Here is a 16,453-nt window from a genome sequence, read left to right as displayed (position 1 = left end):
CAGACACTTTTGCAAATACAACAAAGCTATTTTGTGTTTTTTGCTATTTTTTGAATTTATATAGCTGCGCTATTATGAGCGCCATCAAACTTAGGAGGCATTATGACGTTACTTTTCTCACCCATAGAACTTGCAGGTAAAACTTTAAAAAACCGTATTGTTATGCCACCAATGACTCGCTCGCGCTCAACGCAGCCTGGCGACATTGCCAATGATTTAATGGCCACTTATTATGCGCAGCGAGCAAGTGCTGGGTTAATAGTAAGCGAAGGCACACAAATAAGTGAGCTGGGTAAAGGCTATGCCTGGACACCAGGTATTTACACAAACGAGCAAGTAGCAGGTTGGCGCACGGTGACCAACAAAGTGCACGATGCTGGTGGCGTTATGTTTGCGCAGCTTTGGCATGTAGGGCGCGTAACTCACAGCGATAACACAGGCGGTGTGCAGCCTATATCCGCATCGGCCATTGCTGCAAAAGACGTAAAAGTATTTGTAGATACAAACGGCGAGCCTGGCTTTGTAGATACTCAGTTACCGCGTGAAATGAGCAAGCAAGATATTGAAAATGTACTAGGCGAATTTCGCCAAGCGGCTAAAAATGCAGTAGACGCAGGCTTTGACGGCATAGAGCTACACGCCGCTAACGGGTATTTAATTAACCAATTTTTAGACTCGCAATCAAATGCCCGTACTGATGAATATGGCGGCAGTGTGCAAAATCGTTTGCGTTTTTTAACAGAGGTTGTAAATGCAGTAAGCGATGAAATTGGTAGTCAAAAAGTAGGTGTAAGGCTTGCACCACTTACCACGCTTAACGGCACGGTTGATGATAACCCAGAGCAAACATATTTAGCCGTTGCTCAAGCACTAAACGACGCTGGCGTGGGCTACATGCACATTGCTGAAGCCGACTGGGATGATGCCCCTTTAATGAGCGTTGAATTTAAACAGGCTATTCGTAAAGCGTACAGCGGCGTATTAATTTATGCAGGTAAGTACACTAAAGAACGTGCCGATGAAGCCCTAGCACCACGGCAAGATCATTATAAATTGAACTTATAGAATATGTAGTGATCAGATCAAGGCATAATAATCACCTTGGTCACGTAAAATATGAGCGCTACTTTTCTGAAACACTTTAATTCAATTACCGATCCTCGCATTGAACGCTGTAAAAAGCATGAGCTTATCGATATTCTCCTTTTAGCCATTAGTGCAGTAATCTCCGGTGCACAAGGATGGGAGGATATTGAAGACTTTGGGCATCTAAAACTTGATTGGTTAAAAAGATATGGCGCTTTCAACGCGGGTATTCCAAGACACGACACCATAGCCCGTGTCATTTGTCGGTTAAAATCAGATGAAATAGAGCATGCATTTCAATCTTGGATATCTTCACTTATTGAAACCACGGGTGCTGATATTATTGCTATGGATGGAAAAACTGCACGTCGTTCATTTACAACCAAAGATAGAAAAAGTGCTTTACATACCGTCAGTGCATGGAGCTGCCAACACCAGTTAGTTTTAGGGCAAACAGCCGTTGATAGCAAAACAAATGAAATCACAGCCATACCTGAGTTACTCACCATGCTAGATATTGAAAATAGCATCATTACACTTGATGCTATGGGCTGCCAGCAAGAAATAGCGAAACAAATAATTAAACAAAAAGCTGATTATATCCTAGCGCTCAAAGGTAACCATTCAGGTATGCAGAGTGAATTAGAAGCTTGGTGGCACAAGAGTGAGCGCGAAGGATTGACCAATAGCAACTATGATAAACATACCGAAATAAGCTCAGGGCATGGGCGCATTGAAACAAGGGTTTGTCAGCAATTGCTTATTGATAAAAGCTGGTTAGATAAAATCTACCAATGGTCTGGCTTAAAGAGTGTTATTCAAGTAACCGCTGAGGTTCACGATAAATCATCAGGTACAGACACGATAGAAACGCGTTGGTATATTAGTTCGTTAGCGTTAGGTGCGGAGCAAGCTCTTAATGCGGTACGAAGCCACTGGCAGGTTGAAAGTATGCATTGGATGTTGGATATGAACTTTAGGGAAGATGAATCAAGAATCCGTAAGAAGCAAGGACCCCTTGTTTTTAACGTAATGAGAAAAATAGCCATGGCGTTATTTAAACAAGATACAACTAAAACAGCCAGTATGGCGAGAAAAAAGAAAATGGCAGGGCTAGACGATGATTATCGCTCAACCCTGTTAGAATCTGGGATTAAAATGCGCTAGCCGTGGCCCTAGCACAAGGCTGGGCCGACATGATTGGCTTTGGTCGCCCGTTTGTGTCTAACCCAGATTTACCTGCACGTTTAGAGCAAGGTAAACCGCTAAATAGCCACAACCCCGACACCTTATTTGGTGGCGCAGAGCAAGGCTATACCGATTACCCAACCGCTTAATTATTTATAAATAAAGTATTTTAAGGGCTGCATGTATGCAGCCCTTTTTTTATGCTGGTAAATCAATAGCTTTAACTTGAGCTAATACCAATCAGCAAAATAGATCACTTAATTAAGCGGATTGATATAAAAATAAAAAGCGCGTAAGTTAAATAGCTTACCCATTTTAAAAACATAAAAATGAAAACCAAAGAGATAGAGCAACTCGCGTTATCAGACTCTGAAACCAAAGACGTGATCACCCCGTATGCCTTTAAAATTGACCAAGCGTTATTAGGTATTCCATTAGCGAGCCCAATTAAACGTGCATTGGCGATGACTATTGATGTCACTTTAATATTTATGGCCGCTAAGTTAAGCGCCACTTTAATTGCCTTTGTGGCTGCCATGGCTTTTTATAAAGGCACTGCGCAGCAATATCTTCCAAAAATGTCGTCGTTTTGGCGCAGAGCCTTAAAGCTTTTTGCCGCGAGCTTTTTATTTGTAAGTTCACTAACTGTACTCTCGTTAGCGATTGATTTTTTTGAAGGCGATACTGCTATACAAACACCTCAACTAGAAAAAACACAGCAAAACGATGAGCTAAGCGAGCATGATAAAGCAATAATACACACCTATTTAACGCAAACAGACGACGATAAAAACTGCGATGATGCTTGCCAAAGCGTTGCTCGAGCTAATTTAGTTGACCAATTACCAGCGCTTGCTGAAATGCAAAACGTAGGAGGGATTGAAGTTACGCGCACATTATTGCACTTAATGGCCATATCTGATGATGAACCTGTTGCGGCAGATGATTTTAAAAATAATGAGACAGAGCGAGAAAGCATTTCGGGCGAAGTAACTCATAAAAGCAATATCACAGAAAAAGCTGAAACTAAAAGCGTACAAACCAAACCTGTCATCAGCATTTTGCAGTGGGGTAAAGGCATTATTCAAGACCTAGGCCTTGGTTTTGGTTGGGCAGCCGTATACTTTACGTTGTTCTCGTTATTATGGCGCGGGCAAACCCCTGGTAAAAAAGTATGTAATATTCGGGTGGTTTCACTAAATGGCGAGCCAATAGGTATGCTTGATTGTTTTGGCAGATGCGGTGGATACGGCGCCGGTTTTGCAACAGGTTTATTAGGCTTCTTACAAGTGTACTGGGACCCAAGCAGGCAAGCTATTCAAGATAAAATATCAGCGACTGTGGTTATTCAGGGCAGCGTGAACCAAGTTGTAAATGTGAAAACGGTAGAAGAGAATTTAAAAACTACTTAGAAAATAAGCAATTATAAAATATATAGCTTTAGATAAAAAAAGGGCTAAAATAAGGTCTTAATTTAGTTCTTTATAGGTGTTATATGAGACAGGTTTTAGCTGATTGTTCGGCAAGTATTTCAGAACTTAAAAAAAACCCAACCGCGCTTTTAAATGAAGCTGATGGCGCTGCAATAGCCATATTAAATCATAATAAGCCTGCAGCTTACTTGGTGCCTGCACAAATGTATGAGCAACTTATGGAACAATTGGATGATTATGAACTAACTAAAGTTGTTGAGAGCCGCAGAGGCGATTTATCTCAAGCGGTTGAAGTTAGTATAGATGACTTATAAGTTAAAGTTTTTACCAGCAGCCTTAAAAGAGTGGGAAAAACTTGCGCCACTACTTAAAAGCCAGTTTAAAAAGAAACTTGCTGAGCGCTTAGATAATCCGCATGTCCCAGCCTCTAAATTACGCGGCTTTGATAATGTTTATAAAATAAAATTGCGTACGGCAGGGTACCGCCTTGCTTACGAAGTTATTGATGACGAAGTTGTGGTGTATGTACTCGCAATTGGTAAACGCGATAAAGATGCAATATATAAAAAGTTAGCCTCAAGAGCTAAGGAATAGCTTATCAATAAAAGCGGTGTTTTGATTGTTGAAAGAAGGGCGGGCGTTTCTTCTTGGTTAGCTATTAATTTAATACAAGGATATGTATGAAAGTCTTATCAATAATATTTTTATCTTTATTTTTTACAATAAATGTATATGCCTCAGAGCCTATTACTTTAGCCAAAACCTATCAGCTTAAGTCTGTTATTTTAAATGAACAACGCAGTTTTAGCGTTTACTTACCGCCAAGCTACAATCAAAGCCCCAATCAGTCATACCCAGTTATTTACTTGCTCGATGGTGACCAAACACACCTAAAAGCTGTCGCTGGGCTAGTCGAGGCACTTAGTACTCAGCGGCTTGAGCAGCAAATACAACAAGCAATTATAGTAGCCATTCCTAATAGTCAAAATGCGATAAGAGAGCGTGACTTTACCCCAACCAATGTTGATTGGACATTTAACGGTAAACTTCTAGAAAAGTTTGAAAATATTGGCAACGCCTCAAATTACAGTGCCTTTTTTGAAAAAGAACTTATCCCACTCATTAATAAAAATTACCGAACATCAACTAAACGCGTATTAATAGGTGAGTCCTTCGGTGGTTTGTTTGCCAGCTATGTATTGCTTACCAACCATGCGCTATTTACAGATTACTTAATAATTGATGCAACCTACTTGTGGGATAATAATTATCTCAATCGTTATTTTGACGAACAACAGCTTATAAATAAGCAGCTTAAAGGCAATGTCTATTTTACTTTTGCAAATAATGACGAAGCGTTTGGCGAAATTGGTAAAGCAAATTGTCAATGGGGTGTAGCGTTTGCTAAAAGGTTAAAAGCGCACCCAAGCAATAATCTAATTATTAATCAACGTTACTTTAAAGATGAAACTCATGGCACAGTCGCAGCGCTTAGCTGGTATTATGGGTTAAAAAGCTTAATGACATTATAGAATGACTCGATTCTTTTAGTTTTGTACTTAGTTATTTGTTGCGAGTGTCTTTAAGCTCATCAACAGTTTCATAAAATACGCTTTCATCCACACTTTCTTCTATAAATGAATTGATATATTTTTGGGTTTTATCAGTAAAATTTTTCTTTTTATCTTCATTTATATAAAAAGATGGGAATTCTAAGGCACTTTCAAAAGTGCTTTTTGCTAACTCTAAATATGCCTTGAGTTGTTCAGCAGTTTTTATCACTTCTAGGTTTTTAAGTCCTAATAGTTTGGGTAGTTGAAGATCATCTATTGTGGCTTGAAAGTTACCTCCTTCTTTTAAAACTGCCTGTAATTTTTCAGCATCTAACTTCATCTCATTTATAAATTTAGTAAGTGATTTAGGTTGCAGTTTTAATAAGAAAACGTCATCAGAAGCCTTTTGTTCATGAATATACTCGGCAAGGGAGTTTGAGAAAATAAAGTTAAATAACTTGTAAGGATTTATTTTTAACTCTTCACGATCACAATAATCTATAAACATATTTAGTATAACGGAGTGTGTGTTAATCGCGTTATTTTTTAAAATAAGCTTGCTATCTTTTTGTTGATTATAAAGAGTAAAAAGAATAGCTAAAATAGAAAAATAACTAAATATTGGACCAAGTAGGCCACCTAAAAAACCTCCTAAATTTGACCACGTTGAACTTGTACCATTTAGACCAATTGTAAAAGTTTGGTTCCAGGCAATGAGCAAAGTTATAAATATTAATATTGGCATTAATATTAAGCATAGACCCATAAGCTTCAACCAGTTCTTCTTTAGCCAAACAACTTTTGTACACATGTAATAAAATATTCCTTTATCTTATGATCTGACTCCATAAAAGTAGACACCTATTTAGGAGTCAGTTCTCATGAAAGTAAAAGCGTTTCGTAAACATACAGAGGAATTTAAAAGAAAAGTGGTGCAGGAGTCATTAGACTCACACGGTACCGTTAAAATGACCGCTAATAAATACGGTATTCATCCCGATATGCTGTCAAGTTGGAGAAGTAAAATGACCTCAAGAAAAGAGCCTAAGCCACTTAAAAACCATGGTCCAGAAAAGTCATATAAAGACCTTGAACGTCAAGTTCGTAACCTTGAAAAGCAGCTTGAGGACGTACAGTTGGAGAACGACGTACTAAAAAAGGCGAGGGCCTACTTCGACAGTCTAAAAGAATAAGGTTTCAATATATTCATAAGACCACGACGGTGAAGAAAACAGTAAGCAAGTTATGTAAGTTATTATCTGTTTCTAAGGCTGGGTATTACAAATGGTTGAAACAGTCGTCGAATCCAGTTGAAAGAAAAAATGATTTTTTACTTCAGTTTTTAATAAAAAGAAGTAATGAAGAGCACTGCATACCTGGTTACAGAAAATTGTGGCAAGCCGCCATAGCCGACGGATATGATTGCAGTAAAGGCCGAGTGCAGCGTTTATTACAAAGCGTAGGTTATCGCTCTAAATCAGGTAAGCGTCGCTACACCAGTGGTAATAAAAAGCAGGGTTTTATAACGACAGAGAATCTACTTGCTCGTCAATTTGATGTTGAAGAGCCTAATAGTGTATGGGTATCGGATATAACTCAGGTGCGCTGTAAAGAAGGCTGGCAGTACTTATGTGTCATTTTAGATTTATACTCACGCAAAGTTGTGGGCTGGGCAACAAGTCGAATTAATAATGCGGTTTTAGTGATTAAAACACTAAAGAAGGCTTGGAATGTGCGCAAGCCGAACGGGCAACGTTTACTGTTTCATTCAGATCAAGGGAGCCAGTATCGAGCTAAAGAGACTATATCGTGGTTGAACAAGCGAGGTGTAACGATTAGCATGTCGAGAAAGGGGAACTGCTGGGATAATGCCTGTTCAGAAAGTTTTTTTGCTCAGTACAAAAAAGAATGGATGAGTAATCTAAATGAACTGAGTCGTAGCGAAATGACAATACAAAGTCGTTTTTATATTGAGAATTACTACAACTCAGTGCGAATGCATGGGACGATTGGAAATGTTAGCCCCATACAATATGAATCAATGAATTAAAACCCCGTGTCTACTTTATCGGGGTCAGATCATTGAACTGACAACTGACAACTGACAACTGACAACTGACAATTAACAGCGAACCACTCTATTTTATTTCCTAAACCTAACCCCAATTCCACCGATCATCATCAACAACACAAATCCCCATACAAACACATTGCCGTACTGACTGTACACGCTATCGCCTTGTATAAGCTTTATATCGGCTTTCATGGTCGCAGCTTCAAACTGTGGCATGGTTTGCTGTGTGTGGCTTATTGGGTCGTATACGGCGCTTACGCCATTGTTGGTAACACGTACCAGCGGGCGTTGTAACTCTAATGCGCGCATACGGGCTATTTGCATGTGTTGCAATGGCCCAATTGAATCGCCAAACCAGGCATCGTTACTTACGGTAAACAGCAAGTCAGAGTCGCTTTGGTAATTACCGCGTACTAAATCGGCAAATACTATTTCGTAGCAAATCGCAGGTAGCAGGTTAAAGCCATTGGCGCGTAAGTTGTTTTGCACTCTATCGCCACGGGTAAACGATGACATAGGTAAATCAAACAATGGCGCTATAGGGCGCAATATATCCTGAAATGGTACAAATTCGCCGATAGGTAACAACTGGTGCTTACGGTAGCGGTTTTTGTCTAGGTAGCGATAATGGCCGCGCTCGTCGTTGTGCTCTTTATTACCTACCACAATAAGGGTGTTGTAAATGGTTTTGGTGTCGAGCTGGTAGTCAACAATACCGGTAACTAATGCGGTTTTATTAAACGAGGCCGCGCTGTCTAAATTGGCTAAGTACGTGTCGGCAAGGGCTTCTATTTCGGGCACGGCGGCTTCGGGCCATACCACTAGGTCGGCATCCCAATGTGGGCGTGTTAGGTCTTGGTACTTGCTCATGGTGGTCCAAAACTCACTGGGTTCAAAGCGCAGGTGTTGTTTAATATTACCTTGTACCAATAAGGTCGACATTTCTTTACCTGAGTAGTGATTATTACCGGTATTTAATGCGCCAATAACAAGTAACGCTAAAGCGGCTGCGCTTATTAATGGGGTTTTAAAATCTTTTTGGGTGAGCCTGTAAAGGGCAAAACCAATGCCAACACAGGTAAGCGTTAAGCCAAATTCGCCAATATAAGGGGCAAGCAGCCTAAGCGGGCCATCTGTTTGTGTATAGCCAAAACTTAGCCATGGAAAGCCGGTCAGTAAGTGTCCACGTAAGTATTCACTAATGGCTATGGTGGCAATTAGAAGTGCGCCCATGCTTTTAGGGCCACTTGCAAAGCGAGTTGCAGCCCAAAACGCCAGCGCCGGAAACAGGGCTAAATATGAGCACAGTAAAGCCATTAACGAGAGCGATGCTATAAGCGGCATGCCGCCAAAGGTGGCAATAGATACATGCACCCAGCTAATACCCGCGCCAAACCAACCTAAGCCAAATATAAAGCCATATTTAGCAGCGCTTTTTGCGTGCGTTTTACCTGTGTTGTTTGGGTTAATACAAAAAATAATGGCGGCAATGCTAAAAAATGCGATGGGCCAAATTTGGTAAGGGGCGTAGCCAAAAGTTAAAATAAGGCCCGCAACCAGTGCGAGCCATGCTTTTTTATCTTTTACTAACAGGGTGAGTTTAGTTAGTAGTTTCTTCACTGTCGTTTTCATCAACCTTAGGAACGGTGACTTGCAGTTGTAAAATACGGCGGTTATCAGAATTAGTTACTTTAAACTGATAGTCGTCTATTTCAATTGTTTCGCCGCGACTTGGCATATGGCCAAATGCGTGTAGTACCGTGCCGCCAATGGTATCGGCTTCATCGGTGCTGTAACCTGTTTTAAAGTACTCGTTAAAGTCATCTACAGGGGTGAGCGCTTGTACTACGTATACATGCTTAGCAAGTTGGCGAATATCTTGTTGATCTTCTTCTTCGTCGTGTTCATCTTCGATTTCGCCGACAATTATTTCAAGAATATCTTCAATGGTGACAAGGCCCGATACACCGCCGTATTCGTCAATGACAATAGCCATGTGGTAGCGTTGCTGGCGAAATTCATTTAGTAGGGTGTCTACGCGCTTGCTTTCTGGCACTACCATGGCTGGGCGTAAATATTCGCGCAGTGAGGGTAGGTGCTCATCTTTATTTAAAATAAGCGGCAGCAAGTCTTTTGCGAGCAAAATACCTTCAACGTGGTCTTTGTCTTCACACACCACCGGAAAACGCGAGTGGGTGGAGTCGACCATCATGGGGATCAAATCTTCAAGGGGGCTGTCGACCTCAAGTGTGACCATTTGTGAGCGCGGGATCATTATATCGCGCACTTTAAGCTTGGATACACCAAGCACACCTTCAATCATTTCTTTGGTTTCTGGGTCGATTACGTCACGCTCTTGCGCGTCGGCAATTACTTCAACCAGCTCTTCTCTATTCTGGGGTTCCCCTTGCAACATTTGGGCTATGCGGCCCATCCACGTTTTGCCAGAAGAACCCTGGCTAGATTGCGAGTTATCGTCGCTCATTGCGTCTAAATGCTCCGTTAATTTAAATTTCGTCCCGGTATGGGTCAGCTATGTTTAGCTCTGCAAGTAATTGCTTTTCTATGCTTTCCATCTCAAAAGCGTCTTCACTCTTTATATGGTCAAATCCAAGTAAATGCAAGCATCCATGAATAACCATATGGGTAAAGTGGTCATGAAATGACTTTTCTTGCTCGATTGCTTCGGCCAGTACAATGGCTGGGCAAATTATTAAATCACCTACTAATGGCAAATCAATGCCTGGCGGTGCTTCAAATTCGAACGACAACACGTTGGTTGGTTTATTTTTACCACGGTAGTCGTTGTTTAATTGTTGTGATTGGGCTTCATCGCTTATAACGATGCTCAGCTCCGACTCATCACGAAACTTGCTCAGGGCTTTATCGGCCCACAGTGCAAATTGTTCTTCGCTTGGGAGGTTGTCAAACTCACACGCTATTTGTAAATCTAATTCGGTGCTCACGGTATTACTCTTTAGTTGAAGGCGGCTGTTGAGCGGCAAGTTGCTCTTTGGCTTTTTGTTTTTCTATACGTTTTAGTCGCTCGCTTTCGTCATTGCGCTCGTAGGCTTCAACAATACGGCCAACAACAGGGTGGCGAACAATGTCGTGCGATTGGAAAAAGTTAAAGCTAATTTCTTCAACATCGCTAAGTACTTCTATTGCATGACGAAGGCCTGAGCGCGCACCGCGTGGTAAATCAACTTGTGTTATATCGCCCGTTATTACTGCTTTAGAGTTAAAGCCTATACGGGTTAAAAACATTTTCATTTGCTCGGCGGTGGTATTTTGGCTTTCATCTAAAATAATAAACGCATCATTTAGTGTACGGCCACGCATGTAAGCAAGTGGGGCAATTTCAATAATGTGTTTTTCAATAAGTTTTTCTACTTTTTCAAAGCCAAGCATTTCAAATAGCGCATCGTAAAGAGGGCGCAGGTATGGGTCTACCTTTTGGCTTAAATCGCCTGGTAAAAAGCCCAGTTTTTCGCCGGCTTCTACCGCTGGGCGAGTAAGTAATATACGACGAATTTCTTGGCGCTCTAGAGCATCTACTGCGGCTGCAACTGCTAGGTAGGTTTTACCTGTACCGGCAGGGCCAATACCAAAGGTAATGTCGTGATGCAAAATATTAGCAACGTACAAACCTTGGTTGTCGTTACGCGGTTTAATTACGCCACGGCGGGTTTTAATAAACATTTCTTTGCCGTACGCACTTTGCGGCACTTCTTGTTCTAGGGCTTTTGATTCGGTAATGGCTAAATGTACGTTGTCGGGCTCTATTTCACCAATTTCGCCACGAACAGGTTGAGTATCAACATAAAGGTTTTTTAAAATGTCTACGGCCGCGGCACTTGAGTGCAGTTTACCTGTTACTTTAAAAAAGTTGTCGCGGTGGATTATTTCAACACCTAGGCGGCGTTCAATTTGTTTGATGTTTTCGTCAAACGGACCACATAAAGAAGAAAGGCGTTTGTTGTCGGCAGGTTCTAAATAAATCTCTAATGTTTTTAACTGATTACTCAAAATTACTTCCTATTCGGGTGCGCCAGTAAGGGTTACTGGCGCAATGAATTTATACAACTACGGTACGAAAGTAGCTACGCCAATTTCGTTGGTTGTATCGATTTTTGGCTCAACGCTTGCAGCTTTTGTTAAAATAGCTGAAGGAGCAATATCACGACGTAAGTTCATTTCTGATTCTGTACGAATTAAATCGCCACGTAAAGAGTTTGGTAACGCTTCGGTAATACGTACATCAACAAACTGGCCGATCACTGTGTGTGGGCCAACAAAGTTAACTACACGGTTGTTTTCGGTGCGGCCACGTAATTCCATTGGGTTCTTTTTAGAAGGGCCCTCAACTAAAATACGTTGCTCTGTATCAAACATTTGGCGGCTAATTTGTTGTGCCATTTGTGTAATACGGTTTTGTAGTAGGTACAAGCGCTCTTTTTTCTCTTGCTCTGATACGTCATCAGGTAAGTCGGCGGCAGGCGTACCTGGACGCGCACTGTAAATAAAGCTAAAGCTCATATCAAAGCCAATGTCGTTAATTAGGTTCATTGTGGCTTCAAAGTCTGTTTTGCTTTCACCTGGGAAACCAATAATGAAGTCTGACGACATGCTTAAGTTAGGGCGAATTTTACGCAGCTTACGTATTGTTGATTTGTACTCAAGCGCTGTATGGCCGCGTTTCATTAAATTAAGAATACGGTCTGAACCACTTTGCACAGGTAGGTGTAAGTGATCAACAAGCTCTGGTACATCAGCGTACGCATCAATAATATCTGGCGTAAACTCTACCGGGTGCGAGGTGGTGTAACGAATACGGTCAATACCATCAATCGCTGCTACGTAACGGATTAAATCTGAGAAGTAACAAATTTCGCCATCGTGTGTTTCACCGCGGTATGCATTTACATTTTGACCAAGCAGGTTTACTTCACGTACGCCTTGCTCGGCAAGTTGCGCAACTTCTAATAATACATCATCTAATGGGCGGCTAACTTCTTCACCACGGGTATAAGGTACAACACAAAAAGTACAGTACTTAGAACAACCTTCCATTATTGATACAAATGCAGACGGGCCTTCTGCTTTTGGCTCTGGTAAACGGTCAAACTTTTCAATTTCTGGGAACGAAATATCAACCACCGATGAGCCTTTGTCGCCTTGCACTTGTTTAATCATTTCTGGTAAACGGTGCAATGTTTGTGGGCCAAAAATAACATCAACAAACGGTGCGCGCTGGCGAATAGAGTCACCTTCTTGTGAGGCAACACAACCACCTACACCAATAATTAAGTCTGGCTTGTCGTCTTTTAATAACTTCCAGCGACCTAATTGGTGAAATACTTTTTCTTGCGCTTTTTCACGAATTGAACAGGTGTTAAGTAAAATAACGTCGGCGTCTGCTGCTTCTTCCGTTAGCTGGTAGCCGTTGGTTGCATCTAAAAGATCAGCCATCTTCTGAGAGTCGTACTCGTTCATCTGACAACCCCAAGTTTTGATATGCAGCTTTTTGCTCATTGAAATATAGCCTCGTGTTCAATTCGGTAGTGGCACAAAAATGTGCTTAAAACGGGATTAAGGAGCAAGGTTGCTCACTTAAAGGACGCGTATTTTAGCTGGATACCCGCCCAGATCCAAGTATAGTTTTCATGTTTGTGATCTCAAATCAATACACAGGCAGTTTAATAGCGTGATAGTTATATACTCTCGCACTAATGCGGCGAGTTACGGTACAATCAAAACAGTTTCACGTATTAACCAAATGATGAAAAACATGACTCAAAACAAAGTGATTGTTGTAGGCGCAGGGATGGTCGGTGCGGCCATGGCCATAAAGCTTGCACAGCAAGGAAAATCAGTACAAATAATAGAAAAAAAACTGATTAACGCCGATGCCATTTTAGCAAGTGATCAGGTAGATATACGGGTATCGGCTATTAACCGTTTTTCAGAAAACCTGCTGGACGAGCTAGGGGCTATGCCTATTTTAAGGCAAAACCGATTAGCACCTTACACGCAGTTAGAAGCATTTGAGCGCGGTGGCGACAACCTATTATTTGATTGCGCCGATATTAATACTTCGCACTTAGGTCATTTAATTGAAAACAATTTAATACAAGCAAGCCTTTGGCAGCAGTTTGCACATTATAATATTGAGGTTATTGAACAATCAGCACCTTTAAGTGCTATTGAGCAAGACACAACGTCAATCACCCTCATTTATGGCGATACCCGTTACACTGCTGATTTAGTTATTGCAGCCGATGGCGGGCAATCGCAGCTACGAGCAAAGGCAAATATTGGTGTAACAGGGTGGCAGTATCAGCAGCACTGCATGGGCGTACTAATAAAGCTAGATGCGCCGCAGCAAGTAAAAACGTGGCAACAATTTACCCCTACAGGCCCGTTAGCCTTTTTACCTATGCAGGCGCCATACGCTAATTTAATTTGGTACGACAGCGCTAATACCTTACAAAACTTTAAAGGGTTAACGGCTGAGCAAATTAAAGCGCATGTTTTAAATAAGTTTCCGCTTCTTGCAGGGGATTTTGAGGTGCAAAACCATGCGGTATTTCCGCTTACCCGTCAGCATGCAAATAATTACTCTAATGGGCGTTTGGTGTTAGTGGGCGATGCGGCTCATACAATTAATCCACTGGCTGGGCAGGGCGTTAATTTAGGCTTTCAAGATGTGGTAGCACTCGCACAGGCACTTGAAGACGCTGATGATATAGGTTGTCCGCTAAAACTAAAAGAATACGAGCGAAGCCGCCGTAAAGCCAACCTATTAATGATGAGCATGATGGATGCGTGTTACTTTGGTTTTTCTAATCAAATTACGCCACTAAAATGGGCACGCAGCCAGTTTTTAAAAATGGCTAACAATACCGGTCCTTTAAAAAACTGGGTATTAAAATACGCCATTAGTGGGGAGCTTAATTAAATCCGCTTAAGTGATTGGCTAATTTAATAAATGCACAGCCAATCACTCCCTTTCTTATGCCACTTGGGCACCTGCATAGTTGTCACTATTAATTTATTCCGTTATTGCGTTTTTTTGCCATACTCAAACTACTAACCAATTAAAAGTTGTGTGTTTGTGGATATTTTTTTTATTTTTATACTCATTGTCGGCGCTTTGCTACTAACGCTGAGCATTGTGCCAACAATAAAAATTTGTAAAAAAACTAACCGTGTTTCGTGGATTTTGCTACTGGCGCTTATTTTTAGCTTTATAGTGGGTTATTGGTATGTACTTTATTATTTTGTAAATAACGATATAGCCGGATTTATTGCTATGAGCGTATCGCTTATTTTATTTGGCGGGGGCGCTTTTGTTTATTTAGTTATTCAGCTCAGTTATAAAAGTATTTTAAAAATAGACCGCTTTGCAAAACGTCAACGAACCCTTGCCGAAAACGACAGCTTAACCGGCCTCCCTAATCGAAAAAAGTTTTTTCAGGTGCTTAACAAACAAGTTAAGTACGAGCCTTCGTTTTATTTAATGCTTATAGATTTAAACCGCTTTAAATCGATTAATGACTCATACGGCAATAAAGTAGGGGATATGCTGTTAAGCATTTTTTCAAAAACACTCAGCCATAATATTGTGGGAATAGCCAAGCTGTACCGCTTAGGCGGCGATGAATTTGCACTTATTGTTGATAACTCAGCCAATGAGGCAATTAATTTATGTATTGAAGCAATAAAAAAATCAACTAAACACCCATTTCATATTTACGAGCATAGCTTACGTGTACACGTGACTGTGGGAATAACAACCTTTGCGAATCACTCGTCGCACGCTAATGAGTTATTAAAGCAAGCAGACTTAGCACTGCATGAGGCTAAAGACACACAGCAACTGTATGTACATTACTTTGAGGCGCTGAGCACCCGAGCAAATGAGCTTTCAAATATGACCTCACGTATTAAGCAGGCTATTAAAAACCACGAATTTGAGCTTTATTTACAGCCTATTTTTGATGCCAGAGCCGATGAAGTACATGGTGCAGAGGCATTAATACGCTGGCCGCAAAGTGATGGCTCTTTTATTAGCCCAGAGGTGTTTATTGGCATTGCTGAGCAAAGTGGGTTGATATTAAATATTTCTAAATGGGTGCTACTAGAAACAATAAAGCACTTAAAGGTGTTAAAAGCAGCTGGGTTTATAGGTTCGTTGCATGTAAACCTTTCTACTAAAGATTTAGAAAGCCCGGAATTTTATGAGTTTGTTGAAGAACTAGTAAAGCATGACCCAACGTTAAGCGACGCAATTATTTTTGAAATAACCGAATGCGCCATGATGACAAACCTAGAAGCCGCCCGCACAATGATGCAAAAACTAAATAGCAGAGGGTTTGAATTTAGTGTAGATGATTTTGGTACTGGCTTTTCTTCTTTGGTATTACTGCGAGAATTACCAATAAGCCAAATAAAAATAGATCAATCATTTATAAAAGACATGCTGACTCAAATAGCAGATTACGCGATTGTTGAATCGACATTGTTTTTAGCGACACGACTTAATTGTAAAGTGGTGGCAGAGGGAATAGAAGATAACGATCTTAAACAAACATTAACGCTAATGGATTGTGATTATTTGCAAGGGTATTTTTTTAGCAAGCCAGTAAACATTAATGAGTTTATACACAAATATGCTAATGAGGAAGAGTACAGGATAATATAGAAATTGGCTGGGATACCAGGATTTGAACCTGGGAATGCCAGGATCAAAACCTGGTGCCTTACCGCTTGGCGATATCCCAACGCTAAATTTGGAATAGTTTTAGTTCTAGATAAGAACATGGTGCGGAAGGAGAGACTTGAACTCTCACATCCTAAGATACTGGAACCTAAATCCAGCGCGTCTACCAATTCCGCCACTCCCGCATTTTACATACACAGATGTTAATGTATTGGAACCTAAATCCAGCGTCTAATTCAAGACAACTGCTAATTCCGATACTCCCGCATATGGTCATTCTTTTAGCAATTTCTTTGGTAGAAGAAATTGGCTGGGATACCAGGATTTGAACCTGGGAATGCCAGGATCAAAACCTGGTGCCTTACCGCTTGGCGATATCCCAACAAAGAATTAG

General features: G+C 40.9%; 15 protein-coding genes, 3 tRNA genes and 1 pseudogene. 10 read left to right on the top strand and 9 right to left on the bottom strand.

Going from position 1 to position 16,453, the window contains the following annotated elements; all coding sequences use genetic code 11:
* The first annotated feature begins 102 nt into the window (after nucleotides 1–102).
* From VOI46_RS11090 to VOI46_RS11060, 7 genes and pseudogenes are all read left to right on the top strand, one after another.
* Nucleotides 103–1,065 (top strand): alkene reductase, encoded by a 963-nt coding sequence (locus VOI46_RS11090; RefSeq protein WP_324738006.1) that lies wholly within the window; start codon nucleotides 103–105, stop codon nucleotides 1,063–1,065.
* 51 nt (nucleotides 1,066–1,116) lie between these two features.
* Nucleotides 1,117–2,253 carry an ISAs1 family transposase gene (locus VOI46_RS11085; RefSeq protein ID WP_024602346.1) on the top strand — a complete coding sequence of 379 codons (1,137 nt, stop codon included), beginning with the start codon at nucleotides 1,117–1,119 and terminating at the stop codon, nucleotides 2,251–2,253.
* 5 nt (nucleotides 2,254–2,258) lie between these two features.
* Nucleotides 2,259–2,423 (top strand): annotated as a pseudogene (locus VOI46_RS11080) (alkene reductase); the annotation flags it as partial.
* Nucleotides 2,424–2,603: 180 nt separating this feature from the next.
* The gene (locus VOI46_RS11075; protein ID WP_004586952.1) at nucleotides 2,604–3,686 is read left to right on the top strand and encodes an RDD family protein; all 1,083 of its coding nucleotides are present in this window, start codon (nucleotides 2,604–2,606) and stop codon (nucleotides 3,684–3,686) included.
* An 83-nt stretch (nucleotides 3,687–3,769) separates the two neighbouring features.
* Nucleotides 3,770–4,021 (top strand): type II toxin-antitoxin system Phd/YefM family antitoxin, encoded by a 252-nt coding sequence (locus VOI46_RS11070; RefSeq protein ID WP_004586953.1) that lies wholly within the window; start codon nucleotides 3,770–3,772, stop codon nucleotides 4,019–4,021.
* Nucleotides 4,011–4,301: a type II toxin-antitoxin system RelE/ParE family toxin gene (locus VOI46_RS11065; RefSeq protein WP_004586954.1), complete on the top strand. Its 291-nt coding sequence runs from the start codon at nucleotides 4,011–4,013 to the stop codon at nucleotides 4,299–4,301. Before VOI46_RS11070 ends, VOI46_RS11065 begins: the two co-directional genes overlap by 11 nt.
* Before the next feature lie 86 nt (nucleotides 4,302–4,387).
* Nucleotides 4,388–5,239 (top strand): alpha/beta hydrolase-fold protein, encoded by an 852-nt coding sequence (locus VOI46_RS11060; protein WP_324738005.1) that lies wholly within the window; start codon nucleotides 4,388–4,390, stop codon nucleotides 5,237–5,239.
* Nucleotides 5,240–5,270: 31 nt separating this feature from the next.
* Here the strand turns inward: VOI46_RS11060 and VOI46_RS11055 are convergent, their stop codons facing one another.
* Nucleotides 5,271–6,071: a hypothetical protein gene (locus tag VOI46_RS11055; protein ID WP_004586956.1), complete on the bottom strand. Its 801-nt coding sequence runs from the start codon at nucleotides 6,069–6,071 to the stop codon at nucleotides 5,271–5,273.
* Between the two features lie 70 nt (nucleotides 6,072–6,141).
* Here VOI46_RS11055 and VOI46_RS11050 point away from each other — a divergent pair.
* A protein-coding gene (locus tag VOI46_RS11050; RefSeq protein WP_121637701.1) for an IS3 family transposase occupies nucleotides 6,142–7,310 on the top strand; the annotation gives its coding sequence in 2 pieces (ribosomal slippage) (nucleotides 6,142–6,412 and nucleotides 6,412–7,310; 1,170 coding nt in all).
* A 93-nt stretch (nucleotides 7,311–7,403) separates the two neighbouring features.
* Here VOI46_RS11050 and lnt read toward each other — a convergent pair.
* The 5 genes from lnt to miaB are packed head-to-tail and all read right to left on the bottom strand — an operon-like array spanning nucleotide 7,404 to nucleotide 12,869.
* Nucleotides 7,404–8,954 (bottom strand): apolipoprotein N-acyltransferase, encoded by a 1,551-nt coding sequence (gene lnt / locus VOI46_RS11045; protein WP_004589464.1) that lies wholly within the window; start codon nucleotides 8,952–8,954, stop codon nucleotides 7,404–7,406.
* Nucleotides 8,935–9,819, bottom strand: a complete 885-nt coding sequence (gene corC / locus VOI46_RS11040; RefSeq protein ID WP_004589463.1) for a CNNM family magnesium/cobalt transport protein CorC — start codon at nucleotides 9,817–9,819, stop codon at nucleotides 8,935–8,937. Before corC ends, lnt begins: the two co-directional genes overlap by 20 nt.
* 22 nt (nucleotides 9,820–9,841) lie before the next feature.
* Nucleotides 9,842–10,300 carry an rRNA maturation RNase YbeY gene (ybeY, locus tag VOI46_RS11035; protein ID WP_004589462.1) on the bottom strand — a complete coding sequence of 153 codons (459 nt, stop codon included), beginning with the start codon at nucleotides 10,298–10,300 and terminating at the stop codon, nucleotides 9,842–9,844.
* Between the two features lie 4 nt (nucleotides 10,301–10,304).
* Complete coding sequence (locus VOI46_RS11030) at nucleotides 10,305–11,363, bottom strand: PhoH family protein (RefSeq protein ID WP_004589461.1); 1,059 nt, start codon at nucleotides 11,361–11,363, stop codon at nucleotides 10,305–10,307.
* A gap of 57 nt (nucleotides 11,364–11,420) precedes the next feature.
* Nucleotides 11,421–12,869 (bottom strand): tRNA (N6-isopentenyl adenosine(37)-C2)-methylthiotransferase MiaB, encoded by a 1,449-nt coding sequence (gene miaB, locus VOI46_RS11025; RefSeq protein WP_029774570.1) that lies wholly within the window; start codon nucleotides 12,867–12,869, stop codon nucleotides 11,421–11,423.
* Between the two features lie 244 nt (nucleotides 12,870–13,113).
* On the opposite strand from miaB, the gene VOI46_RS11020 reads away from it, so the two are divergent.
* Nucleotides 13,114–14,295, top strand: a complete 1,182-nt coding sequence (locus tag VOI46_RS11020) for an FAD-dependent monooxygenase (protein WP_083901830.1) — start codon at nucleotides 13,114–13,116, stop codon at nucleotides 14,293–14,295.
* Nucleotides 14,296–14,451: 156 nt separating this feature from the next.
* Entirely contained in the window at nucleotides 14,452–16,041 is a 1,590-nt protein-coding gene (locus VOI46_RS11015; protein WP_324738004.1) for a bifunctional diguanylate cyclase/phosphodiesterase, read from the top strand.
* A gap of 4 nt (nucleotides 16,042–16,045) precedes the next feature.
* Here VOI46_RS11015 and VOI46_RS11010 read toward each other — a convergent pair.
* From VOI46_RS11010 to VOI46_RS11000, 3 genes are all read right to left on the bottom strand, one after another.
* Nucleotides 16,046–16,120: transfer RNA gene (locus VOI46_RS11010), tRNA-Gln, on the bottom strand.
* 39 nt (nucleotides 16,121–16,159) lie between these two features.
* Nucleotides 16,160–16,244 (bottom strand) — tRNA-Leu (locus VOI46_RS11005).
* Nucleotides 16,245–16,366: 122 nt separating this feature from the next.
* Nucleotides 16,367–16,441: transfer RNA gene (locus VOI46_RS11000), tRNA-Gln, on the bottom strand.
* Nucleotides 16,442–16,453 lie beyond the last annotated feature (12 nt).

Origin of the sequence: Pseudoalteromonas sp. CuT4-3 (assembly GCF_035666335.1) — a bacterium.
In the GTDB taxonomy this organism is placed as follows: domain Bacteria; phylum Pseudomonadota; class Gammaproteobacteria; order Enterobacterales; family Alteromonadaceae; genus Pseudoalteromonas; species Pseudoalteromonas atlantica.
The sequence above is the reverse complement of the archived record's forward strand: the minus strand, read 5'-3'. Positions and strand labels throughout refer to the sequence as shown.

What these genes read in the sequence shown, in the direction of transcription:
- VOI46_RS11065 (WP_004586954.1), top strand. Translation starts at nt 4,011, where the DNA reads ATGACTTATAAGTTAAAGTTTTTACCAGCAGCCTTAAAAGAGTGGGAA.
- VOI46_RS11085 (WP_024602346.1), top strand. Translation starts at nt 1,117, where the DNA reads ATGAGCGCTACTTTTCTGAAACACTTTAATTCAATTACCGATCCTCGC.
- VOI46_RS11020 (WP_083901830.1), top strand. Translation starts at nt 13,114, where the DNA reads ATGATGAAAAACATGACTCAAAACAAAGTGATTGTTGTAGGCGCAGGG.
- corC (WP_004589463.1), bottom strand. Translation starts at nt 9,819, where the DNA reads ATGAGCGACGATAACTCGCAATCTAGCCAGGGTTCTTCTGGCAAAACG.
- VOI46_RS11060 (WP_324738005.1), top strand. Translation starts at nt 4,388, where the DNA reads ATGAAAGTCTTATCAATAATATTTTTATCTTTATTTTTTACAATAAAT.
- miaB (WP_029774570.1), bottom strand. Translation starts at nt 12,869, where the DNA reads ATGAGCAAAAAGCTGCATATCAAAACTTGGGGTTGTCAGATGAACGAG.
- VOI46_RS11090 (WP_324738006.1), top strand. Translation starts at nt 103, where the DNA reads ATGACGTTACTTTTCTCACCCATAGAACTTGCAGGTAAAACTTTAAAA.
- VOI46_RS11070 (WP_004586953.1), top strand. Translation starts at nt 3,770, where the DNA reads ATGAGACAGGTTTTAGCTGATTGTTCGGCAAGTATTTCAGAACTTAAA.
- VOI46_RS11075 (WP_004586952.1), top strand. Translation starts at nt 2,604, where the DNA reads ATGAAAACCAAAGAGATAGAGCAACTCGCGTTATCAGACTCTGAAACC.
- VOI46_RS11055 (WP_004586956.1), bottom strand. Translation starts at nt 6,071, where the DNA reads ATGTGTACAAAAGTTGTTTGGCTAAAGAAGAACTGGTTGAAGCTTATG.